Below are 19,809 nucleotides of genomic sequence, written 5' to 3'. Positions count from 1 at the left end.
CAGTGCGCTTGAGAGTGGAGTTCACCACCGAGCCCTTCGATCTCGACGAGGCGCCCGCCCACGCGGTCGTGGCCCGCGAGGTCATCCAGGCGGCCGACCTGGACGCCGTGGACGTCGGCCCCTTCGGCAACACGGCGGAGGGCGGCGCGGACGAGGTGCTCACCGCGGTGGACTCCCTGCTGCGCCGGGCCCTGGCATCGGGTGCCACTCGGGTGTCCCTCCAGGTCAATGTGATCGGGGAGGGCTCCCAGTGACCGAACCGGCGGACCACCCGCTCGTCGCCGCGGTCAAGCCGCTCGTCGACGCCATGGGGGCCGAGCTGCTCGGGCCCGACGAGGCCCAGCCCGACGACGTCGTGCTGGCCTGGGAGGGCGAGGACGTCATAGCCGTACGGCTGCCCCAGCTCTCCGAGTCGCTGGATCACATCCTGGCCGCCATGGAGCGCCGGCACGGCATGCCGCTGGCCGAGCTCGACCGCCGGACCAAGCAGTCGGTGGTGCGGACCCTGGAGGCACGTGGTGCCTTCTCGGTGCGGCACGGCGTGGAGACGGTGGCGGGCGCGCTGGGCGTCAGCCGCTTCACCGTCTACAACTACCTGAACAGGGAAAATGCCGCCAAAGGCGAGTAGTTGAGGCCGTAGTCGAGCGAACGCCGTGGAAGATCGCGGAGGGCTGTCGTCCGGAGTACCGGGCGACGGCTTTTTACATTCGCGTAATTTCAACAAAGTGTTGACGTGGTGTTGTGGAGGGCGTTAGCTATCCGCAGCCCGACCGAAGCGAAGCGAAAACGCACAGCGAAAGCAGCCACGGAGGCTCCCGTGACTTCGAGCTCCACGCCGGGCCTCACCCGGTTCAACACCCTGGCGGACGGCGAGGCCACCACCGCCTTGCACGAGGTGTGCGCCAGTACGGCATGGGGAAGAGCGATCCTCTCCCGACGCCCGTACGCCACCGCGGAAGCCCTCCTCCGCGCCAGTGACGCCGCCACGGCCGCACTGACCGAACAGGATCTGGCCGACGCGATGGCCGGTCACCCGCCGATCGGCCGCCCGAAGCCCGGAGACCCGGCCTCCTCCCGCGAACAGCGGGGGATGGCCGGCGCCACCGAGGAACTCAAGGCCGAGATGCTCGAACTGAACCTGGCCTACCAGGAGCGGTTCGGACACGTCTTCCTGATCTGCGCCACCGGGGCCACCGGTGAGCAGATGCGCGACGCGGTGAAGTCCCGGATCGGGAACCCGCCCGAGCAGGAGCGCGAGATCGTGCGCACCGAACTGGGCAAGATCAACCGTATCCGGCTGACCCGTCTCGTAACCGAAGGAGAGTGACGGTCTTGAGCACCGACACCACCGCATCGGTGTCCACGCACATCCTGGACACCAGCATCGGCCGCCCCGCGCCGGCCGTCGCCATTACGCTCGCCGCCCGCAGCGGCGGCGACGCGCCCTGGGTGACACTCGGCGGGTCGGCGACCGACACGGACGGGCGATGCAAGGATCTGCCGGCACTGCCGGAGGGCACCACCCATGTACGTCTCGACTTCGAGACCGAGGCGTACTTCGCAGCCAAGAAGCAAGCCGAGGCGCAGCAGGACGCCCCCCGCGTAAGGGACAGCGGTGCGTTCTTCCCGGAAGTGGCGATCACCTTCGCCGTCGTACCGGGCGAGCACTACCACGTACCGCTGCTGCTCAACCCGTTCGGCTACTCCGTTTACCGAGGGAACTAGCAGACATGCCCACGATTCTCGGCCAGAACCAGTACGGCAAAGCAGAGAACCGCGTCGTCAAGATCACGAGGGACGGCGACACCCACCACATCAAGGACCTGAACGTCTCCGTCGCCCTCTCCGGCGACCTGGACGACGTCCACTACAACGGCTCCAACGCCCACTGCCTCCCGACGGACACCACGAAGAACACCTGCTTCGCGTTCGCCAAGGAGTACGGCATCGAGTCGGCCGAGCGGTACGGCATCCACCTCGCCCGGCACTTCGTGGACAGCCAGCCCTCGATCCACCGCGCGCGCATCCGCATCGAGGAGTACGCCTGGGAGCGGATCGCCGGCTCCGACGGCAACTCCAGGTTCATCGGTGCCGACGAGGTCAAGCACTCCTTCGTCCGCAAGGGCCAGGAGACCCGCCTCGCCCAGATCACGTACTCCGCCGGAGGCGACGGGGGTGCGAAGTTCGAAGTCCTGTCCGGGCTCAAGGACCTGACCGTGATGAACTCCACGAACTCCGAGTTCTGGGGCTACATCAAGGACAAGTACACGACGCTCCAGGAGGACTACGACCGTATCCTCGCCACCTCCCTGTCGACGTGGTGGCGGCACAACTGGACCAGTGACGACCAGCGCATGCCGCAGTGGGAGAAGTCCTACGAGCAGTCCAGGAAGCACATCCTGCAGGCGTTCGTGGAGACGTACTCGCTCTCGCTCCAGCAGACGCTGTACCAGATGGGTTCGCGGGTCATCAACAACCGCAGCGAGATCGACGAGATCCGCTTCTCCGCCCCCAACAAGCACCACTTCCGGCAGGACCTCTCCGCCTTCGGGCTGGAGAACGAAGCCAAGGACGGCGCCGTGTACTACGCCGCCGACCGCCCCTACGGCCTGATCGAGGCCACCATCCTGCGCGACGGCTGCGAGCCGCACATCCCGGTCGACATGACCAACCTCTGACGCGGGGCGCGCATCCCCGCCGCCCGCAGTCGGCGGGGATGCGCCACACCGGAGGGAACAACCAGCCATGGCAACGCCTGCACAAGGGCCGGCAGAAGGCCCGTGTTCCACCGCACCGGGTGGACCCGAGGTCCACCCGGTCGACCAGAAGCTCCACCCCTCGCGGCTCGTCCCCGCCGCGCTCCAGCACATCGCCGCCATGTACGCGGGTGTGGTCACGCCCCCGCTCATCATCGGCCAGGCCGTCCGCCTCGACACCGCGGGCCAGACCCGGCTCATCGCCGCGAGTCTGCTCATCGCCGGTGTGGCCACCCTCCTGCAGACCCTCGGGGTCAAGGGCTTCGTCGGCAACCGGCTGCCCTTCGTCAACGCCGCCTCCTCGGCCGGTATCGCGCCGATGCTCGCCATCGCCGAGACCAACGCCACGGGCGATCAACTCCCCGCCATCTACGGCGCGGTGATGGTCGCGGGCGTCTTCTGTCTCGCCATCGGGCCGTTCTTCGGCAAGCTCCTGCGGTTCTTCCCGCCGCTCGTCACCGGCGTCGTCATCACCCTCATCGGAGTGACCCTGATGCCGGTACCCGTCGCCTGGGCGCAGGGCGGCGACAAGACCGCCGCCGACTTCGGAAGCATGAAGTACCTGGCACTCGCCGCCTTCACCCTGGTCGTCATCCTGCTGATCCAGCGCTTCGGCCGCGGCTTCGTCAGACAAGTCGCCCTGCTGCTGGGCCTGTTGATCGGCACCCTGGCCGCGATCCCGTTCGGCATGGCGGACTTCGGGGCGCTCGGCTCGGCCCCGGTCGCCGCGCTGCCGACCCCCTTCGCCTTCGGCGCGCCCGAGTTCCAGCCCGCCGCGATCATCTCGCTCTGCCTGGTGACCCTCGTCCTGATGACGGAGTCCAGCGCCGGAATGCTCGCCATCGGCGAGATCTGCGGGCGCGAGACCGACGGCAGGACCATCACCCGGGGCCTGCGCACCGACGGCCTCGCCACCCTCCTCGGCCCGGTCTTCGGCGGCTTCCCCACCTCCGCCTTCGCGCAGAACGTCGGAGTCGTCTCGCTGACCAAGGTCCGCAGCCGCTACGTCGTCGCCGCCGCGGGAGGCGCACTCCTGGTCCTCGGCGTCTTCCCGGTGCTCGGCGCGGTGGTCTCCACGGTGCCGATGCCGGTCCTCGGCGGTGCGGGCATCGTCCTCTTCGGCTCCATCGCGGTCAGCGGCATCCGTACGCTCTCGGAGGCCGGCCTCGACGACAGCTCCAACATCATCCTGGTGGCCGTCTCGCTCGGCGCGGGCATCATCCCGCTCGCCGCGCCCACCTTCTACGCCGACTTCCCGGCTTGGGCACAGACCGTGCTCGGCTCCGGCATCAGCGCGGGCGCCCTGGTCGCCGTGGCGCTGAACCTCTTCTTCCACCATCTCGGCACCCGGGGCGGCGCGTCCGCCCCGGCACTCAAATCCTCCTAGGGTCCTGCCGTGCCCGCACCGCCACTCCCTCCGGAAGGAAGCACCATGGCACCCTCGGCAGACCCCGTATCACGCATCGTCATCGAGAACGTGGCCATCGCCACGGTCGACGCCCACGACACCGAGTACGCCTCGGGCCATCTCGTCGTCGCGGGCAACAGGATCGAGTCCATCGGCGCGGGCCCGGCCCCCCAGGGCCTCCAGAACGTCGTACGCCGCATCGACGGCACCGGACACCTGGCGACCCCCGGCCTGATCAACACCCACCACCACTTCTACCAGTGGATCACCCGGGGCATGGCCACCGACCACAACCTCTTCGACTGGCTGGTCGCCCTCTACCCGACCTGGGCACGCATCGACGAGCCGATGGTCCGCGCCGCCGCCCAGGGCTCGCTCGCCATGATGGCCCGCGGCGGTGTCACCACCGCCATGGACCACCACTACGTCTACCCGCGCGGATCCGGCGACCTGTCCGGCGCCATCATCGGGGCCGCCCGCGACATGGGCGTACGGTTCACCCTCGCCCGCGGGTCCATGGACCGCAGCGTCAAGGACGGCGGACTGCCGCCGGACTTCGCGGTGGAGACCCTCGACGGTGCGCTCGCCGGCACCGAGGCGACCATCGACGCACACCACGACGCGTCGTTCGACTCGATGACCCAGATCGCCGCCGCACCCTGCTCCCCGTTCTCCATCTCCACCGAACTGCTGCGCCAGGGCGCAGAGTTGGCCCGCCGCAAGGGAGTGCGCATGCACACCCATGGCTCGGAGACGGTGGAGGAGGAGAAGTTCTGCCACGAGCTGTTCGGGATGGGGCCGACCGAATACTTCGAGTCCACCGGCTGGCTCGGCGACGACGTGTGGATGGCGCACTGCGTCCACATGAACGACTCCGACATCGCCGCCTTCGCCCGTACCGGAACCGGCGTCGCGCACTGCCCCTCGTCCAACGCCCGGCTCGCCGCGGGCATCGCCCGGGTCCCCGACATGCTCGCCGCCGGTGTCCCGGTCGGCCTCGGCGTCGACGGCACCGCCTCCAACGAGTCCGGCGAGCTCCACACCGAGCTGCGCAACGCCCTCCTCATCAACCGCCTCGGCGCCCACCGCGAGAAGGCCCTGGACGCACGCCAGGCCCTGCGCCTGGGCACCCACGGCGGCGCCCGGGTGCTCGGCCGCACCGACCAGATCGGCTCCCTGGAACCGGGCAAGCTCGCCGACCTCGTGCTCTGGAAGCTCGACACCCTCGCCCACGCCTCCATCGCCGACCCGGTGACCGCACTCGTCTTCGGCGCGGCGGCCCCCGTCACTCTCTCGCTGGTCGACGGCAAGCCGGTCGTCGAGGACAACCACCTGATCACCGCGGACGAGGACGCCATCGCCCGCGCCACCCGCGACGAGGCCCGCCGCCTCGCCCGGATCGCCGCCGGAGCCTGACACTCCCGCGACACCCCCGAGACCGGCCGGCCGAGGGGGACGGCCCTCGGCCGGCCGCCGTGGACCCGAGCGGGGCCCGCGGCAACCGGCACGGGGGCGCGTACTCACCCGTACGCGCCCCCGCGTCGGCGCTACCAAGCTGCCCGCACCAGCTGCACGACCTGCCCCACCTGCTTCAACGCCCCACATGCACCACCTCCCTGACACCCACGTCACCGCAGACGTGCACCCGACCGGAGGAACCGCCGTGGCAGCTACGCCCAGGTTTCGCAACGACGCAGACGCAGCATCCGATGCCGATCCCCACCTCGCCCCCGAGTCGGCCTCGACGGACCGGAAACATCCGGTCGACGAAACACTTCCCCCGCTGAAGATGTTCACCAGTGGCCTCCAGCACGTGGCCGCGATGTACGCGGGCGTGGTGGCCCCGCCGATGATCGTGGGGCCCGCCGTGGGCCTCAGCCCCAAGGAGACCGCCTTCCTGATGGGGGCGAGCCTGTTCACCGCGGGCATCGCCACCCTGCTCCAGACCCTCGGCTTCTGGCGGATCGGCGCCCGGCTGCCGTTCGTCAACGGGGTCTCGTTCGCCGGGGTCACCCCGATGGTGGCGATCGGCAAGGACCGCGGGCACGACGGCATCGCCGTCATCTTCGGCGCGATCATCGTCGCCAGCCTGATCGGCTTCCTGCTGGCCCCGTACTTCTGCAAACTGGTCCGCTTCTTCCCGCCCGTGGTCACCGGCACCGTGATCACCCTGATCGGTGTCTCCCTGCTGCCGGTCGCCTTCAACTGGTCCCAGGGCGGCAACGCCAAGGCCGCCGACTACGGCTCCACGACCAACATCACCATGGCCGCGGTGACCCTGGTGATCGTCCTCGCACTGCGCAAACTGCTGCGCGGATTCCTCCAGCAGATCGCCATCCTGCTCGGGCTGATCGTCGGCACCCTGATCGCGATCCCGGTCGGCATCACCGACTTCGGAGCCATCAAGGACGCCGACCCGATCGGCTTCCCGACGCCGTTCCACTTCGGCGCGCCGCAGTTCGAGATCGCCGCGATCGTCTCGATGAGCATCGTGATGCTGGTCTGCATGACCGAGTCCACCGCGGACATGCTCGCGCTCGGCAGGATCGTCGACCGGCCGGCGGACGAGCGGACCATCGAGGGCGGTCTGCGCGCCGACACCCTGGGCAGCGCCATCAGCCCGCTCTTCAACGGTTTCATGTGCAGTGCCTTCGCCCAGAACATCGGTCTGGTCGCGATGACGAAGGTCCGCAGCCGCTTCGTGGTGGCCGCCGGCGGCGGCATCCTGATCGTGCTCGGACTGGTCCCCGTAGCGGCGTCCGTCATCGCGCTCGTCCCGCTGCCGGTCCTCGGCGGCGCGGGCATCGTGCTCTTCGGTTCGGTCGCCGCCAGCGGCATCCAGACCCTGGCCACCGCCGCGCTGGAGAAGGGCGAGAACGCGCTGATCGTCGCCGCGGCCGTGGGCATCGGCCTGATCCCGATCGCCGCGCCGGAGTTCTACCACTCGTTCCCGAAGGACCTGCTGGTCGTCCTGGACTCCGGGATCTCGACCGGCTGCGTGGTGGCGATCGTGCTCAACCTGGCCTTCAACCACCTCGGCGGGAAGCCGGAGCCGGAACCCTCGGAGCGGGAGCAGAGCCCCGCGGCCGCGGACCCGGTGGCCGCGCACTGAGCCGACCGGCCCTGTCGGATACGGGCCGGTACAGCACTGTGGCGCGTACGGCGGCACCCGTGAGGGCCGCCGTACGCGCCACGGTCATGTCGCCCGGGTGCGTCAGCCGATGTGGTAGCTGTCGCCGTAGACCTTCCAGTCGAGCGGCGGGTCCAGGTTCAGGTTGCCCTTCTTCAGGAAGACCCGCTGGGCGGTGTCCACCCGGCTGGTGTCCTCGTGGGCCTCCTCCTGCTTCATCGCCCAGACACGGGCGTCGAGGAAGGCGTTGAGGTACGTGGTCTCGTTGCCGCCCTGGGACGGCGGCTTCGCCTTCGAGAGGGCCCGCTTGCGGATGGCGCTGAAGCCGGTGCTGTCGTCGCCGTCACCGTGCATGACGATGGCGTCGTAGTACGCGAACTGGCCCAGCGTGCCGATGCCGTCGGCCTTGCCCTGCTTGACGGCCGGGTTGAAGTACACCCGGTCCCGCTCGTCGTCCTGCGCCTTCTTGAACGCCGAGTCGGAAGCGGCCTTCGCCCAGTCCTTGGTGAAGTTCGGGTCGAGACCGCTGTGCGAGGGGGTGCCGTTGACCTTCCGCAGCGCGGGGAGGTACTTCGCGAGGACGTTGTCGGGCTTGCGCTCGGTGTACAGCTCGACGAGGTCGAGCATGTCGCCCGTTCCGGAACAGAAACCGATGATGCCGCCGGTGTAGCCGCGGTCGTCGTCGATGTCCTCGATGTACTTGTACTGGGACTTCCAGTTGAGGGAGGAGTTCTCGGCGCTGGAGACCAGTTGCATGGCGATCTCCTTCTTCGCCGGATCCTCCAGCCCGGTCGCGGCGGCGGCCCGGGGGGCCGCTTCCGCCGGTCGAGGGGCCGCCTGGTGTGTGAGGCCACCGGCGTAAGCGGTGACGGGAATGGCCGTGAGGGCCAGTCCGACCGCGATGACCGTGAGGCGCACGGGGCGGGTGTTGCGACGTGCGGCGCGCTTATGGGGAGCGTGCACCAGTCCTCCAAGGGGAGTTCTTCGTTCCGACGGTCTGTTAGGAAGCTTTCCTATCAGAGTGGAGGGTGGCCGTACACCCCTCCGGCAACGAGGAGTTGAGAAGTTCACCCGGAACACGAGAGGCCCCGCACCGCGCGAACGCGCGATGCGGGGCCGGGGCGGGCGGTGCGGCGGGGCCGCGAGGCGGACCGGGGCGCTGAGACTCAGCAGTCGAGGTAGGCCACGTGGATCCAGACGCCCGTGGGGCCGCCCCACAGGTCACCCATGATCCAGTTGCCCTGCTGACCTCGGTAGTTCAGGTTCTGACCCCGGTTCACCGTCCCGAGGACCGGGTAGTCGGTGCCCGGCCCGCCGCGGAAGTTCACCCCGTTGTCGTTGACGGTGCAGACCGCTGCGGGTGCCTTCACGGCCTGCACGGCGGCGGGGCTCTGCGCGGCCTGGGCGGCAGGGCTCACGGCCAGCCCGAGACCGGCGGTCAGCACCATCGCGGCCAGCATCATCTTCTTCATCATGTGGCTTTCTCCTCCGTTTCCGGCCCACGTCGGCGTGAGCCGTACACCGGCCCCAACGGAGCCGCCGACCGCCTGGTCACGGGTCCGGATCGGTCTTCGGGCAGGAGCGAAGGCGCTGGTCATATGCGGTACGCACCGGCGTGCGCGGGGGCGGGGCGGACGCTTCCCGCGCCCGCCGATCATGGGTTTGCGTGGGCGTCGATCCGGCAATGGGCGCCGGGCGCGAGCCGTACGGCGGTCGTCGGGAGGCGGCGGAACGATCCGCTCCCGTGCGCCTGTAGCGTCATGGGTATGGAAGATCAGTCTGTAGTGGATGTCGGCGACGTACGTCTGGCGTACCGGACCTGGGGCGACCCCTTCGGCTCGCCCGTGGTTCTGCTGCACGGCCTCGGCGGCTCGGCCGCGAGCTGGGAGGCGGTCGGTGCCCTGCTCGGCGAGGAGTGGCGGGTGTACGCCCTGGACCTGCGCGGTCACGGCGAGAGCGACTGGCCGGACGAGTACTCCTGCGAGCTGATGCGGGACGACGTCCTCGGCTTCCTGGACGAGTGCGAGCTCGACCGGGTCGGCCTGGTCGGCCACTCCATGGGCGGTGTCGTCGCCCATCTGCTCGCCCAGGAGCACGCGGACCGGGTGGAGCGGCTGGCGCTCGTGGAGACCCCGCCGCCGTTCCCGAGCGAGCCGAGGCCCGCCGCCGAGCCGGAGGGCCCGGTGGACTACGACCGGGCCGTCGTGGCTCCCGTCCGGGCCGAGATGGCCGACCCCGACCCGGCGTGGGCGGCCGGCCTCGGCGAGATCGTCGCGCCGACACTGATGATCGCGGGCGGTCCGGAGTCCACCATGCCCCAGGGCCGCCTGCAGGACATGGCCTCGATGATCCCGGACTGCCGGCTGATCACGATCGGGGGCGGCCACCGGGTGCACGAGGTCCACCCCGACCAGGTCGCCCAGCAGATCACGGAGTTCTTCACCAGCTGAGGCCCGCCGAGGGCCTGTCCGGGGGCCGTCCGGCGCGGCCGACGACCGGCCGATGACAGGCCGGGGACCGGCGGCCCGGAGCGGTGTTGTCAGTGCCCGGTGCCATGATCCTTCGCATGGATCTCACACGGTTCCTCGCCGACGTCGACGCCCAGCCCTGGGCGGATCTCCAGCACGCCTACGGGAGCGCGGCCGACGTCCCCGACCTCCTGCGGGCCCTCGCGGGGGAGAGCGAGGACGCCGCGTCCGAGGCGGTGTCCGAGCTGTACGGCAGCATCCTGCACCAGGGCTCGGTGTACGGGGCCACGGCCCGCGCCGTGCCGTACCTCGCGCGGCTCGCCGGAGCCGGGTACCGCACGGAGGACCTGCTGGTGCTGCTCGGCGGGATAGCGGAGGGCGGCGCGGACGACGGCGACGGCGACGAGGCGGCCTGCCGGGCGGCCGTCGTCGATCAGTTGCCGCTGCTCCTCGCGACGGTCGACGCCGAGGACCCGGGGCTCCGACGGGCCGCCGTCTGGGCCGCCGCGATGACCGGCGCGGCTGAAAGAGTGCTGCCGGTGCTCCGCCCGCGCGGGGGGACCGAGACGGATCCCGGGGTGCGGGCCGAACTCCTCGGCGCCCTGGCACATCTGGACCCGGCGGGTACGGCCGCCGCCGCGGCCGCTGCCCTCGGCGCGGACGAGCCCGCCGAGGTGCGGTTCGCGGCACTGCTGGCCTGCGTGGACGGCGGAGCGCCCTGGGAGCGGGCGCACCACGGGGCGATGCTGTCCCTCCTGCCCGCCAACGGCCTCGTCGAGGGCAGGCTGGACCTGGAGCACGGCGAACCGCTGCAGTACGTCGTCGAAGCACTGCTGCTCCGCGACACCGACGCGGACCGCGAGGCCGCGTACACCCTGCTGGACGCCGCCCTGCGCAGTACGGTCACCGGGGCGCGGGAGGAGGCTCTGTGGGCGGCCGAGGAGGCCTGCCTGCTGTCGCGCGGCGCGCCGGAACGGCTGGCCGGTGCCGTGCCGATGCTGTCGGCCGACCCCGCCGAGGTGCCCGGGGCGTATGCGCTGCTCATGAAGCTGGGGCCCCGGGCCGCGGCGGCCGCTCCGGCGCTGGCCCTGCTCGCCGAAGGCGAGGGCGACCCGGCGGACCGTGCGCTGGAAGCGCTCGTGGCGGTGGCCCCCGAGCGGGCCGCGCCGCTCCTCGCCCGCGACCTGGGACGGCGCCCACGTGCGCTCGGTGCGGCCTGCGGATTCCTGACCGGCGGTACGTCCGAGACCTCGTTCCCGTACGACTCCGCGTTGCTGGACGCGATCCGTACCCGGCTGGGCGCCGACGGCCTCGACACCTACGAGCCCGTCCGGCTCGCCTCCCTGCTGGTGGCGTGGGGGAGCCGGGCATCGGCCGCGCTGCCCGAGCTGCGGTCCGCGCTGCCGCGACTCCCGGCGGCCCTGCCGAGGGCACTGGCCGCGGTCTGCCCACCGGAGCACCGCGCGGCGACGGCGGAGCTGCTGACCACGGCCGCCCGTTCCGGGCCCGAGGAGGGCCGGCTCCCCGCGGCCCGGGCGGTGCGCGGACTGACGGGGGAGACCGGCCCGCTGTCGGCGGCCGTCGCCGCGCAATGCGCCCGTGGCGGTCATGCCGTACGGGAGGCCGCGGACCTGGCCGCCGAGCTCGGCCCGGAGGCGGCGGAGCTGGTGCCCGCGCTGCGGTCCGCGCTCGGCGGCCCGGGGGACGGGCGCAGCGTTCCGCAGCTGGACGGCGACATCGCGATCGTCTCGGCGCTGTGGCGGATCACCGGCCGGGCGGAGGAGACGGTGCCGGTGCTGGCCGATGTGTTCGCGCGGCTCGACGAGGAGTGGACGGGCTGGACGGCCGTCCGGGCCGCGAGGGCCGCGGCCGCCATCGGCGCCGAGGCCCGACCGCTGGTCCCCGCGCTGGAGGGCCTGCTCACCGGCGGGCTGAGGACGCCGGCCGCGGTGCTCGCTCTGCACGCCATCGCGCCCGAATCGCTCGACCGCCCGCGCGCGGCCGGCCTGCTCCTGGATGCCGCGGAGGCCGACGCCGACGCGGTGACCGCGCTGGAGGCCCTCGTCGTCCTCGGCCGCGGCGCCCTCACCGAGGACCATCGCCGCCGACTGACCGCTCTGGCGGAACGGGACCTCCGGGTGAGGTCCTCGGGTGTGGCGTCGGGGATACCCCATGCCGATGAACGGCTGCGGGAGCAGGCACGCGAGGCGGTGCGCACGCTGAGCTGAGCGGGGGAGCGACGGGCGGTGCCGTCACCGGTCGCCCACCGGTTCAGCGTCGCGCGGCCCCGTCGTACTCACCGCTGACCGACCGGAGCACCACGGGGCACCGCTCACGGCCCCCACCGGAGCACCGCTCGCGGCTCCCCACCGGATCACCGCACTTCGCGCGCACCGCTCAGTCGCCCGGCTTCCAGTCCGGGCGGCGGCCGCTCATCGCGACGGCCCGGTCGAGGAGAGGAGCGTCGGCCGGGACCGGGACCGGCGGCCCGAAGATGGTGTCCGCCCGGGGCTTGCCGTCACCGGGGGTCAGCATCTCCAGCGCGATACGAAGGCTGGCCTCGTCCGCCTCGTAGTGCCGACCGGTCGACCGGGCCAGGTCCCAGCCGTGGATCACCAGCTCGTCCAGCACGACCAGCAGCGCCACCTCACCCGGCAGATCCACGCCGCCCGCCCTGGTCATGCCCTGCCCGGCGGCAGGATCGCGCCAGGCCGTCACCAGCTCTTCCAGCAGGGGCGGCAGCGCTTCGCGCCAGTTGTCGGCGAGGACCGGAAGCTTCGCGTCCGGGGCGGTGTCGGTCACCGGGCCGAAGTTCTTGCGCGCCGCCTCGCGGAATGCCGCGCCGAGCCCGGCCACGTGGGCGAGCAGCTCGCGTACCGCGTAGTCGGGGCAGGGCGTCGGACCGTCCAGCTGCTGTTCGTCGATGCCGTCGAGCAGGGCGGCGATCCGCCGCGCCGCGGGTTCCAGATCGATCGTGGGAGTGGTTTCCGTGTGCGTGTCCATACAGTGCTGACTCCTCCCGCTCCCCGAACTCATCGCTTCCCGAACCCGTTGCTCCTCGGACGCGTCGCTTCTCGAACCCGTCGCTCCTCGGACTCGTCGCGCCCCGAACTGGTCGCTTCCCCGAACTCGTCGCTCACCGCACGACGCGTCCACGGAGCACGATCCGGCCCGGGTGGTTCAGCGCGTCCGGGTCCAGGGTCGGGTCGGTCGGATAGGCGACGACATCGGCGGGTGCGCCGTCCACGAGGCCCGGCAGACCGAGCCAGGCCCGTGCCGTCCAGGACGCGGCACCGAGGGCCGCATGGGCCGACAGACCGGCCCGTACCAGCCATTCCATCTCGCCCGCGACCGTCCCGCAAGGGAAGGAGTCCGTCCCCGCCAGCACCGTCACCTTCGCCTCATGGGCCGCGCGCACGGTGTCGAGCATGCTGTCCCAGCCGGCCAGCCACAGGTCCCGGCGCACGCTCGGTTCCCGTGCCCGCATCGCGTCCGCCCCGGCGCCGAAGACGCTCAGCGTCGGCACGAGCGCCGTGCCCTGCGCGGCCATCCGGTCCAGCAGGGCCGGGTCGAGATGCATGCCGTGTTCGAGGCTGTCGGCGCCCGCCAGTACGGCATTGCGGCTGCCCTCGGCGGTCTGGCAGTGCACCGCCACCTTGCCGCCCGCCGCGTGCACCGCCGCCACCACCGAGGTCAACAGCGGGAGCGGCAGGGCGGGTTCGTCGGCGGCCCAGTCACTGATGACCTTGCACCATCCCGAGGAGGCGGTCGCCTCCTCCACGGCCGCCCGCACCAGCTCGGCCTCGCTCACATCGCGTCCGAAGCCGGGGAAGAACCGGCCGGGTGTGGCCAGCCACCGCCCCGCCGACGTGACCCGGGGCAGTTCCGGGTCCTCAGCCACCCACGCGGGCATCCGCTGCGCGGTGCCGGGGGTGCGCACCGCGAGCACGCCGGCGTCCCGGTGCTCGCCCAACTGCCTGCGCAGCAACGCCTCGTCGAACGGCGAGCCCGGCTCCAGCGCGCCCGGGTGCGTGTGCACATCGACGAGACCGGGCAGCAGCCAGCCGCCGTCCACGACCGTCTCCGTGTCCCGCCCGGCGGGCCCGCCGGGCGGCGGGCCCGCGCGGAGCACCTCGCCGTCGATCCAGAACGTACGCTCCTCGCGCTCGGGCAGTACAACTCCTCGTATGCACAGCATCGGCCGACCGTACGCCACCTCGGAGACCCGCCGGTGACCGGCCGGCACGCACTGGGACGGGCGGGGACGCACAGGAAGGCCGCCGGGCCCTCGCACACATCGGCATATTGCGGAAGGTTCCGCTCCACCCCCTTGTCGGCGACCCCCGCACCATGCGATACAGGTCTGGACCATTGCTGCCGGATGGAAGGCACGACCGTGCAACGCCCCCACGCAACCGCCGCGTTGGCCTGTTCCGCCGCCCTGCTCCTCGCCGCGCTCACCGCCTGCGACTCCGGCCCCGAGGCCGATACCCACAAGCCGACCGTGCCGGGTCATGTGACGGCCCAGGCGAGCAGCGCCACGTCCGTGCACGTGATGTGGGAGCGGTCCACCGACGACCGGGCGGTCACCGGCTACGAGATCTACCGCCAGGGGAAGCGGGTCCGGTCCGTCCCGGCGGCCAAGGTGATGATCGACGTGGACGGGCTGACCGCCTCCACCGCGTACAGCTTCACCGTTCGCGCCCGTGACGCCGCCGGCAACCTCTCCGCGCCGAGCGCCGCCGTGAGCGTCACCACGCCCGCCCCGACCCCGGCCGACCACGAGGCGCCGACCCGCCCGGTGAGGCTGCGCGGCACGGTGGACGGCAGCCGGGCGGTGAACCTCTCCTGGGGAGGCTCGACGGACGACATCGGCGTGACCTCGTACGACATCTACCAGGAGGACTCCCGGATCCACAGCGTGCCCGGCACGCGGACCACGGCACATCTGACCGGACTGCGTCCGGGCACCGTCTACACCTTCACCGTCCGTGCCCGCGACGCCGCCGACACCTCCTCGCCGGACAGCAACGCCATCGATCTCACCACCCGCTCCGCGCCGGGCGCCCCGGCGGGCACCGCCCCCACCGATCTGCGGATCAGCAACCGGGTCCAGGGCAAGGAGTACGCCATCGACCTGGACTGGAGGCAGCCGGAGACGGGCGGCGAGATCCCCGCGTACCAGCTCTTCATCGGCGGCCGGCTGACCACCACGATCGTATGGGGCGCCACCCCGCCCGCGGGCCGGGCGAGTTACCGCCTCACCGTCGGTGATCCGCGCGGTACCCGCTACTCGATGAAGATCCGCGCCAAGCTGCCCGACGGGAAGTGGGGCGACTTCTCGGCCCAGCGCACGGTCGTCCTCGGCGGCTGACGCACCCGGCGGGGCGAGGGGCGGGCGATCCCGGACTCGGGCGATCCGGCACCCGGCCGGTCCGGATGTCCGGCATCCGACGAGCCCGGGGTTCGGCACCCGGCGAGTTCGGGGGCTCAGGGGCCGGTCGGTCCGGGGTGGCGGACTTTGCGTGTGATTGGTCTGTACCTATTGACGAGTTGGTCCAGACCTCTTAGGTTCCCGTGTGCTCCATGGCACCACGGAATCCCGCTCCCCCTCAGGACCGCCTCACCGGTCCCTGCCCCAAGGGAGAAATCCATGTTCGAGCACATGACCTTCAGACGGAGAACGGCGACCGCCCTCCTCGCCGTTCTCGGGCTGCTCCTCGCGCTGCTTTCGCTCCAGGCCGCACCCGCCCACGCGGCGGGCAAGCTGACGGCCACCTTCACCTCGGCCGACAACGGGTCGTGGTGGAAGGGGACCTACGTCCTGCACAACGACACCGACACCGCCGTGACCGGCTGGAGCCTCGAATTCGACCTGCCGTCCGGGGTCGCGATCGACACCTCCTACAACGGCACGGTCACCACCCAGGGCAGCCACATCACGGCGGTCAACGCCCACTACAACGGGACCGTCGCCGCGCACGGCACCAGCGAGCCGTACAGCTTCTGGTTCGTCGCGACCGGGCCGATCACGGCACCGACCGGCTGCCGGATCAACGGCGACAAGTGCGACGGCTCCGCGGACGCGCCCCCGGGCGCCCCCGCCGGGCTGAAGCAGACCGACGTCACCGCCCGCACCGCGTCGCTGTCCTGGACGGCGGCCACGGCGGGCGACTTCCCCGTGGCGTCGTACGACATCCTGGCGGGCGGCAAGGTGGTGGGCTCGGCCACCGCGACGACCTCCGCCACGGTCACCGGTCTGACCCCGGCGACCGCCTACTCCTTCACGGTCCGGGCCAAGGACACCCGGGGCAACACCTCCGCCGAGAGTGCCCCGCTGGCCGTCACCACCGTCGACCCGGCCACCGACACCTCCCCGCCCACCGCGCCGGGCGCGCTGCACGCCACGGCGACCGACTCCTCGTCCGTCACCCTGGCCTGGACCGCCGCGACGGACAACCAGCGCGTCGCCGCCTACGACATCTACCGGGACGGGGCACTGGCCACCACGGTCTCGGGCACCACGACCACCGCCACCATCGGCGGCCTCTCGCCCTCGACCTCGTACACCTTCACCGTCAAGGCCCGTGACGCGGCGGACAACGCCTCCCCGGCCGCCAACGCGCTCACGGTGAAGACCGACGACATCGTCGGCGCGGGCAACTACGCCAAGGTCGGCTACTTCGTCCAGTGGGGCATCTACGGCCGCCAGTACTTCGTCAAGAACCTCCACGACTCGGGTGCCGCCGACAAGCTCGACATCATCAACTACGCCTTCGCCAACATCGACCCCAACAACCTCACCTGCCTGAACGGTGTCACCAAGGGCACCACCGCCGACCCGGAGGACCCCGAGCAGGGCACCGGCGCCGGTGACGCGGACGCCGACTACGCACGCCCGTTCAGCGCCGCCCAGTCCGTCGACGGCGTCGCGGACGACGGCTGGGGCACACTGCGCGGAAACTTCAACCAGCTGAAGAAGCTCAAGAAGCTCCACCCGAACCTGAAGATCGTGGTCTCGCTCGGGGGCTGGACGTACTCGAAGTACTTCTCCGACGTGGCGGCCACCGACGCCTCCCGCAAGAAGTTCGTCTCCTCCTGCATCGACATGTACATCAAGGGCAACCTGCCCGCGTACAACGGCGCGGGCGGCCCCGGCACCGCCGCCGGGATCTTCGACGGCTTCGACATCGACTGGGAATGGCCGGGTACGGGCACAGGGCACCCCGGCAACCACTACTCGCCCGACGACAAGGGCAACCTGACCCTGCTGCTCGCCGAGTTCCGCAAGCAGATGGACGCCCTCGGCGGCGGACACCGCCTCCTCACCGCCTTCACCCCCGCCGACCCGCAGAAGATCGGCGACGGCTGGGACCTGGCCAAGGTCTTCGACTCCCTCGACGTGGCGAACGTCCAGGGCTACGACTTCCACGGCTCCGGCAGCGACAACTCCTGGGAGCCGGACCGCACCGGCCACCAGGCCAACCTCTACACGGACGACCAGGACCCCTACGACTTCCACTTCAGCGCCGACACCGCCATCAAGGCGTACACCGACGCGGGCGTCGAGCCCCGCAAGCTGACCCTCGGCATCCCGTTCTACGGCCGGGGCTGGCAGAACGTCGTGGACGGCGGGGCCGCCGGTGAATGGCAGAGCGCGGGCGGCGCCGCTCCCGGCCAGTTCGCCGAGGAGGCCGGTACCCGCGGCTACGCCAACCTCATCGGCGCGTACCCGACGATGACGGTCCACCATGACGAGCAGTCGGTGTCGACGTACGGCTACACCGGCAACCAGTGGTGGTCCTTCGACGACACCTGGTCCATCGGCAAGAAGACCGACTACGTGAAGTCCAAGGGGCTGCTGGGCGTCATGGTCTGGGAGATGTCCGGAGACACCCCGCAGGGAACCCTGCTCAACGCGCTCGACACCGGCCTGAAGTAGCCGGAGCGGTACGCCGCACCACCGGTCCGCGCGCCCGCGGAGGCCGCGCGGACCGGTGGTGCGGCACCGGGGATCAGCATCCCCTCAGCGTGCCCTCCGCCGAGGTCAGGCAGCGCTCCGCCAGCGCCGCGGGTCCCTCCGGTCCCGTCGCCGGGGCGTCGCCGGCCGCCCAGGTCTCCACCGCCGCCCGCACCGCCGCGCCGGCGACCCCGGCCAGCAGCCGGATCTCCAGCGAGCCCGCTCCGTCCGCGAGTCCGGCGCGCGCCGCGAGCACCACGGCCAGGGTGGCGTCCGCGTCGTGGCACGCGTCGTTCCACACCGACTGGAGGGCCGGGCTGTCCGCCGCCATCCGCAGCAGCGACCGCACCCACTCCAGCGACTCCGAGGCCGCCGTGTCGCCGGGCGCCGGGGTCAGCGCGCGCGCCGCCGCGTGCCGCAGCGCCTCCGGCACCGGCAGGGCGCCCGGGGCGTCCCGGACCGCCTCCACCCACTGCCGGGCCCCCACGGAGAGCAGCGGGGTGATGGCCTCCTCCTTCGTCGCGAAATAGCGGTAGAAGGTGCGCGGGGCGACGCCCGCGGCGCGCGCGATGTCCTCGGCGCGCGTGGTGCGCAGGCCGTGTTCCACGAAGAGCGCCGCCGCGGTACGGGCGATATCCAGTCGGGTGGCGGCCTTGCGCCGCTCGGTCAACGAGCCACCTTGCATGCGGATCAGGTTATGCCCTGGAGTCACCACGTCCGGAAGGCAGTTATTGCCCATGTGGCAGAATCTGCCACAAACGAATGTGTTGGGCTAGCAAGAGGTGGCAAGAGCGGTGCGTCGGCGGCAATTCCTTCTTCAGACGGCCGGCCTCGCCGGCGCCACGGCCGCGATGGGGCTCACCGGCTGCTCGACGAGCAAGGAGGTGAAGCTCCACCTGCTCGTGGCCAGTTACGACAAGAGCATCGGCGCTTCGCTCGGCGACCAGTGGGACGACGTCGTCGCCACGTTCGAGAAGCAGCACGCCGGGATCAGGATCGAGCTGGAGCGGGTCTCCTACACCAAGATCGACAAGACGCTCGCCCAGCGGGTGGAGGAGGGCAGGGCGCCCGACATCGCGCAGTCGAACGTCTTCGCGCCGTACGCCGAGGACGGCCGTCTCCACGACATGACCCAGCTGTTCGACATCGCCACCCAGGCCGACTTCATCCGGTCCTTCACCGACGCGGGCACGGTCGACGACGCCACCTACGGCATCCCGTTCCTGGCCAGCACGCCCCGGCTCTTCTACAACAAGGAGCTGTTCCGGCGGGCCCGCGTCAGCGGCGCCCCCACGTCCTGGGACGAACTGCGGGCGGCCGCCCAGGCGCTGAAGGCGATCGGTGTGAAGACGCCGTACGGGCTCCAGTTCGGCCCCGAGGCGGCCGAGGACGAGGCCCTGTCCTGGTTCCTCGCGGCCGGCGGCGGCTACACGGGGGAGCTCGGGGAATACGACTTCATGAAGCCGGAGAACGCCGAGGCCCTGGCCTGGCTGCGGGACGAGCTGGTCGCCGGGGGGCTGGCCGGTTCCGACCCCGCGAAGCTCAACCGGACCGACGCGTACACCCAGTTCCTGCGGGGCGAGATCGGCATGATGATCGCCCACCCCATGCTGATGGGCGCGGCCGGCCAGGCCAAACTCCCTTACGCGCACGCCGCGTTCCCCAAGAAGGACGGCGGGGCCGCCCCTCCGGTGGGGATCAGCGACTGGCTGATGGCGTTCCGGCGCAACGACCACCGCAAGGAGTGCGGCACCTTCCTCTCGTTCCTCTACAGCGGGAAGTCCGCCCTGACCTACGGCGGCAGCCAGTCCGCGCTGCCCGTGACGTACTCCGCCTCCGACGCGGCGACCGGAACCCCTGCCGAACAGCCGCTCTCGCCCTTCATCGAGCAGCTGTCGAACGCCCAGTTCGCCCCGGTCAACATGCGTTCCTGGCCCGCCGTCCGGGGCACGATCCGCACCGATATGAGCCAGGCGGTGACGAAGGGCGGCGACCCCCGGTCCGTGCTCACCTCGCTCGACGAGTCGGCCGTCAAGGCGGACATGGAGGCGGCGACCTCCTGAGGACCGCACACCTCTGCCCCCGGC

Annotated in this window: 18 protein-coding genes; 13 read left to right on the top strand and 5 right to left on the bottom strand. The window is 71.4% G+C overall.

Translation table 11 applies throughout. The features are described 5' to 3' along the window. Positions 1-2 precede the first annotated feature (2 nt). From GA0115234_RS15325 to GA0115234_RS15290, 8 genes are all read left to right on the top strand, one after another. The gene (locus GA0115234_RS15325; protein ID WP_093541922.1) at positions 3-254 is read left to right on the top strand and encodes a hypothetical protein; all 252 of its coding nucleotides are present in this window, start codon (positions 3-5) and stop codon (positions 252-254) included. After that, positions 251-628, top strand: coding sequence for a helix-turn-helix domain-containing protein (locus GA0115234_RS15320; protein WP_093541920.1), 378 nt, complete (start codon positions 251-253; stop codon positions 626-628). The genes GA0115234_RS15325 and GA0115234_RS15320 overlap by 4 nt, the downstream gene beginning before the upstream one ends. Positions 629-817: 189 nt before the next feature. Continuing rightward, positions 818-1,327: a 2-oxo-4-hydroxy-4-carboxy-5-ureidoimidazoline decarboxylase gene (gene uraD / locus GA0115234_RS15315; RefSeq protein WP_093541918.1), complete on the top strand. Its 510-nt coding sequence runs from the start codon at positions 818-820 to the stop codon at positions 1,325-1,327. A 5-nt stretch (positions 1,328-1,332) separates the two neighbouring features. Continuing rightward, a complete protein-coding gene (gene uraH, locus GA0115234_RS15310; protein WP_202553739.1) occupies positions 1,333-1,725 on the top strand; it encodes a hydroxyisourate hydrolase in 393 nt (130 codons plus the stop codon). A 5-nt stretch (positions 1,726-1,730) separates the two neighbouring features. Further along, on the top strand, positions 1,731-2,678 hold the full coding sequence (gene pucL, locus GA0115234_RS15305) for a factor-independent urate hydroxylase (RefSeq protein ID WP_093541916.1): 948 nt from the start codon (positions 1,731-1,733) through the stop codon (positions 2,676-2,678). Between the two features lie 67 nt (positions 2,679-2,745). After that, complete coding sequence (locus tag GA0115234_RS15300; RefSeq protein ID WP_093541914.1) at positions 2,746-4,143, top strand: nucleobase:cation symporter-2 family protein; 1,398 nt, start codon at positions 2,746-2,748, stop codon at positions 4,141-4,143. Between the two features lie 45 nt (positions 4,144-4,188). After that, the gene (locus GA0115234_RS15295) at positions 4,189-5,580 is read left to right on the top strand and encodes an 8-oxoguanine deaminase (protein ID WP_093541912.1); all 1,392 of its coding nucleotides are present in this window, start codon (positions 4,189-4,191) and stop codon (positions 5,578-5,580) included. Positions 5,581-5,827: 247 nt separating this feature from the next. Next, the gene (locus GA0115234_RS15290) at positions 5,828-7,276 is read left to right on the top strand and encodes a nucleobase:cation symporter-2 family protein (protein WP_093542379.1); all 1,449 of its coding nucleotides are present in this window, start codon (positions 5,828-5,830) and stop codon (positions 7,274-7,276) included. Between the two features lie 102 nt (positions 7,277-7,378). Here GA0115234_RS15290 and GA0115234_RS15285 read toward each other — a convergent pair whose 3' ends face one another. Together GA0115234_RS15285 and GA0115234_RS15280 are read right to left on the bottom strand one after the other, a co-directional pair. Continuing rightward, positions 7,379-8,257 carry a chitosanase gene (locus GA0115234_RS15285; protein ID WP_093541910.1) on the bottom strand — a complete coding sequence of 293 codons (879 nt, stop codon included), beginning with the start codon at positions 8,255-8,257 and terminating at the stop codon, positions 7,379-7,381. Positions 8,258-8,460: 203 nt separating this feature from the next. Continuing rightward, the gene (locus tag GA0115234_RS15280) at positions 8,461-8,769 is read right to left on the bottom strand and encodes an SH3 domain-containing protein (protein WP_093541909.1); all 309 of its coding nucleotides are present in this window, start codon (positions 8,767-8,769) and stop codon (positions 8,461-8,463) included. 291 nt (positions 8,770-9,060) lie between these two features. Between GA0115234_RS15280 and GA0115234_RS15275 the strand changes: the two genes are divergently transcribed. Beyond that, entirely contained in the window at positions 9,061-9,744 is a 684-nt protein-coding gene (locus tag GA0115234_RS15275; protein WP_093541907.1) for an alpha/beta fold hydrolase, read from the top strand. A gap of 116 nt (positions 9,745-9,860) precedes the next feature. Then, entirely contained in the window at positions 9,861-11,990 is a 2,130-nt protein-coding gene (locus tag GA0115234_RS15270; protein ID WP_237541391.1) for a hypothetical protein, read from the top strand. A gap of 169 nt (positions 11,991-12,159) precedes the next feature. Here the strand turns inward: GA0115234_RS15270 and GA0115234_RS15265 are convergent, their stop codons facing one another. Then, complete coding sequence (locus GA0115234_RS15265) at positions 12,160-12,765, bottom strand: TIGR03086 family metal-binding protein (protein ID WP_093541903.1); 606 nt, start codon at positions 12,763-12,765, stop codon at positions 12,160-12,162. A gap of 133 nt (positions 12,766-12,898) precedes the next feature. Then, entirely contained in the window at positions 12,899-13,960 is a 1,062-nt protein-coding gene (locus tag GA0115234_RS15260) for an amidohydrolase family protein (protein WP_093541902.1), read from the bottom strand. Positions 13,961-14,143: 183 nt separating this feature from the next. On the opposite strand from GA0115234_RS15260, the gene GA0115234_RS15255 reads away from it, so the two are divergent. After that, the gene (locus GA0115234_RS15255; RefSeq protein ID WP_093541900.1) at positions 14,144-15,136 is read left to right on the top strand and encodes a fibronectin type III domain-containing protein; all 993 of its coding nucleotides are present in this window, start codon (positions 14,144-14,146) and stop codon (positions 15,134-15,136) included. A 279-nt stretch (positions 15,137-15,415) separates the two neighbouring features. Further along, complete coding sequence (locus GA0115234_RS15250) at positions 15,416-17,704, top strand: glycosyl hydrolase family 18 protein (protein WP_093541899.1); 2,289 nt, start codon at positions 15,416-15,418, stop codon at positions 17,702-17,704. Positions 17,705-17,777: 73 nt separating this feature from the next. On the opposite strand, the gene GA0115234_RS15245 is transcribed toward GA0115234_RS15250, so the two are convergent. Next, positions 17,778-18,392: a TetR/AcrR family transcriptional regulator gene (locus tag GA0115234_RS15245; RefSeq protein WP_343335943.1), complete on the bottom strand. Its 615-nt coding sequence runs from the start codon at positions 18,390-18,392 to the stop codon at positions 17,778-17,780. A 124-nt stretch (positions 18,393-18,516) separates the two neighbouring features. Here GA0115234_RS15245 and GA0115234_RS15240 point away from each other — a divergent pair, with 124 nt between their 5' ends. Next, positions 18,517-19,785 carry an extracellular solute-binding protein gene (locus tag GA0115234_RS15240; RefSeq protein WP_256088724.1) on the top strand — a complete coding sequence of 423 codons (1,269 nt, stop codon included), beginning with the start codon at positions 18,517-18,519 and terminating at the stop codon, positions 19,783-19,785. Positions 19,786-19,809: the final 24 nt, after the last annotated feature.

This window comes from Streptomyces sp. DvalAA-43, from assembly GCF_900091725.1.
Classification (GTDB): Bacteria; Actinomycetota; Actinomycetes; order Streptomycetales; family Streptomycetaceae; genus Streptomyces; species Streptomyces pulveraceus.
Note: the sequence above shows the minus strand (reverse complement) of the source record. Positions and strands in the feature narration are given on the sequence as shown.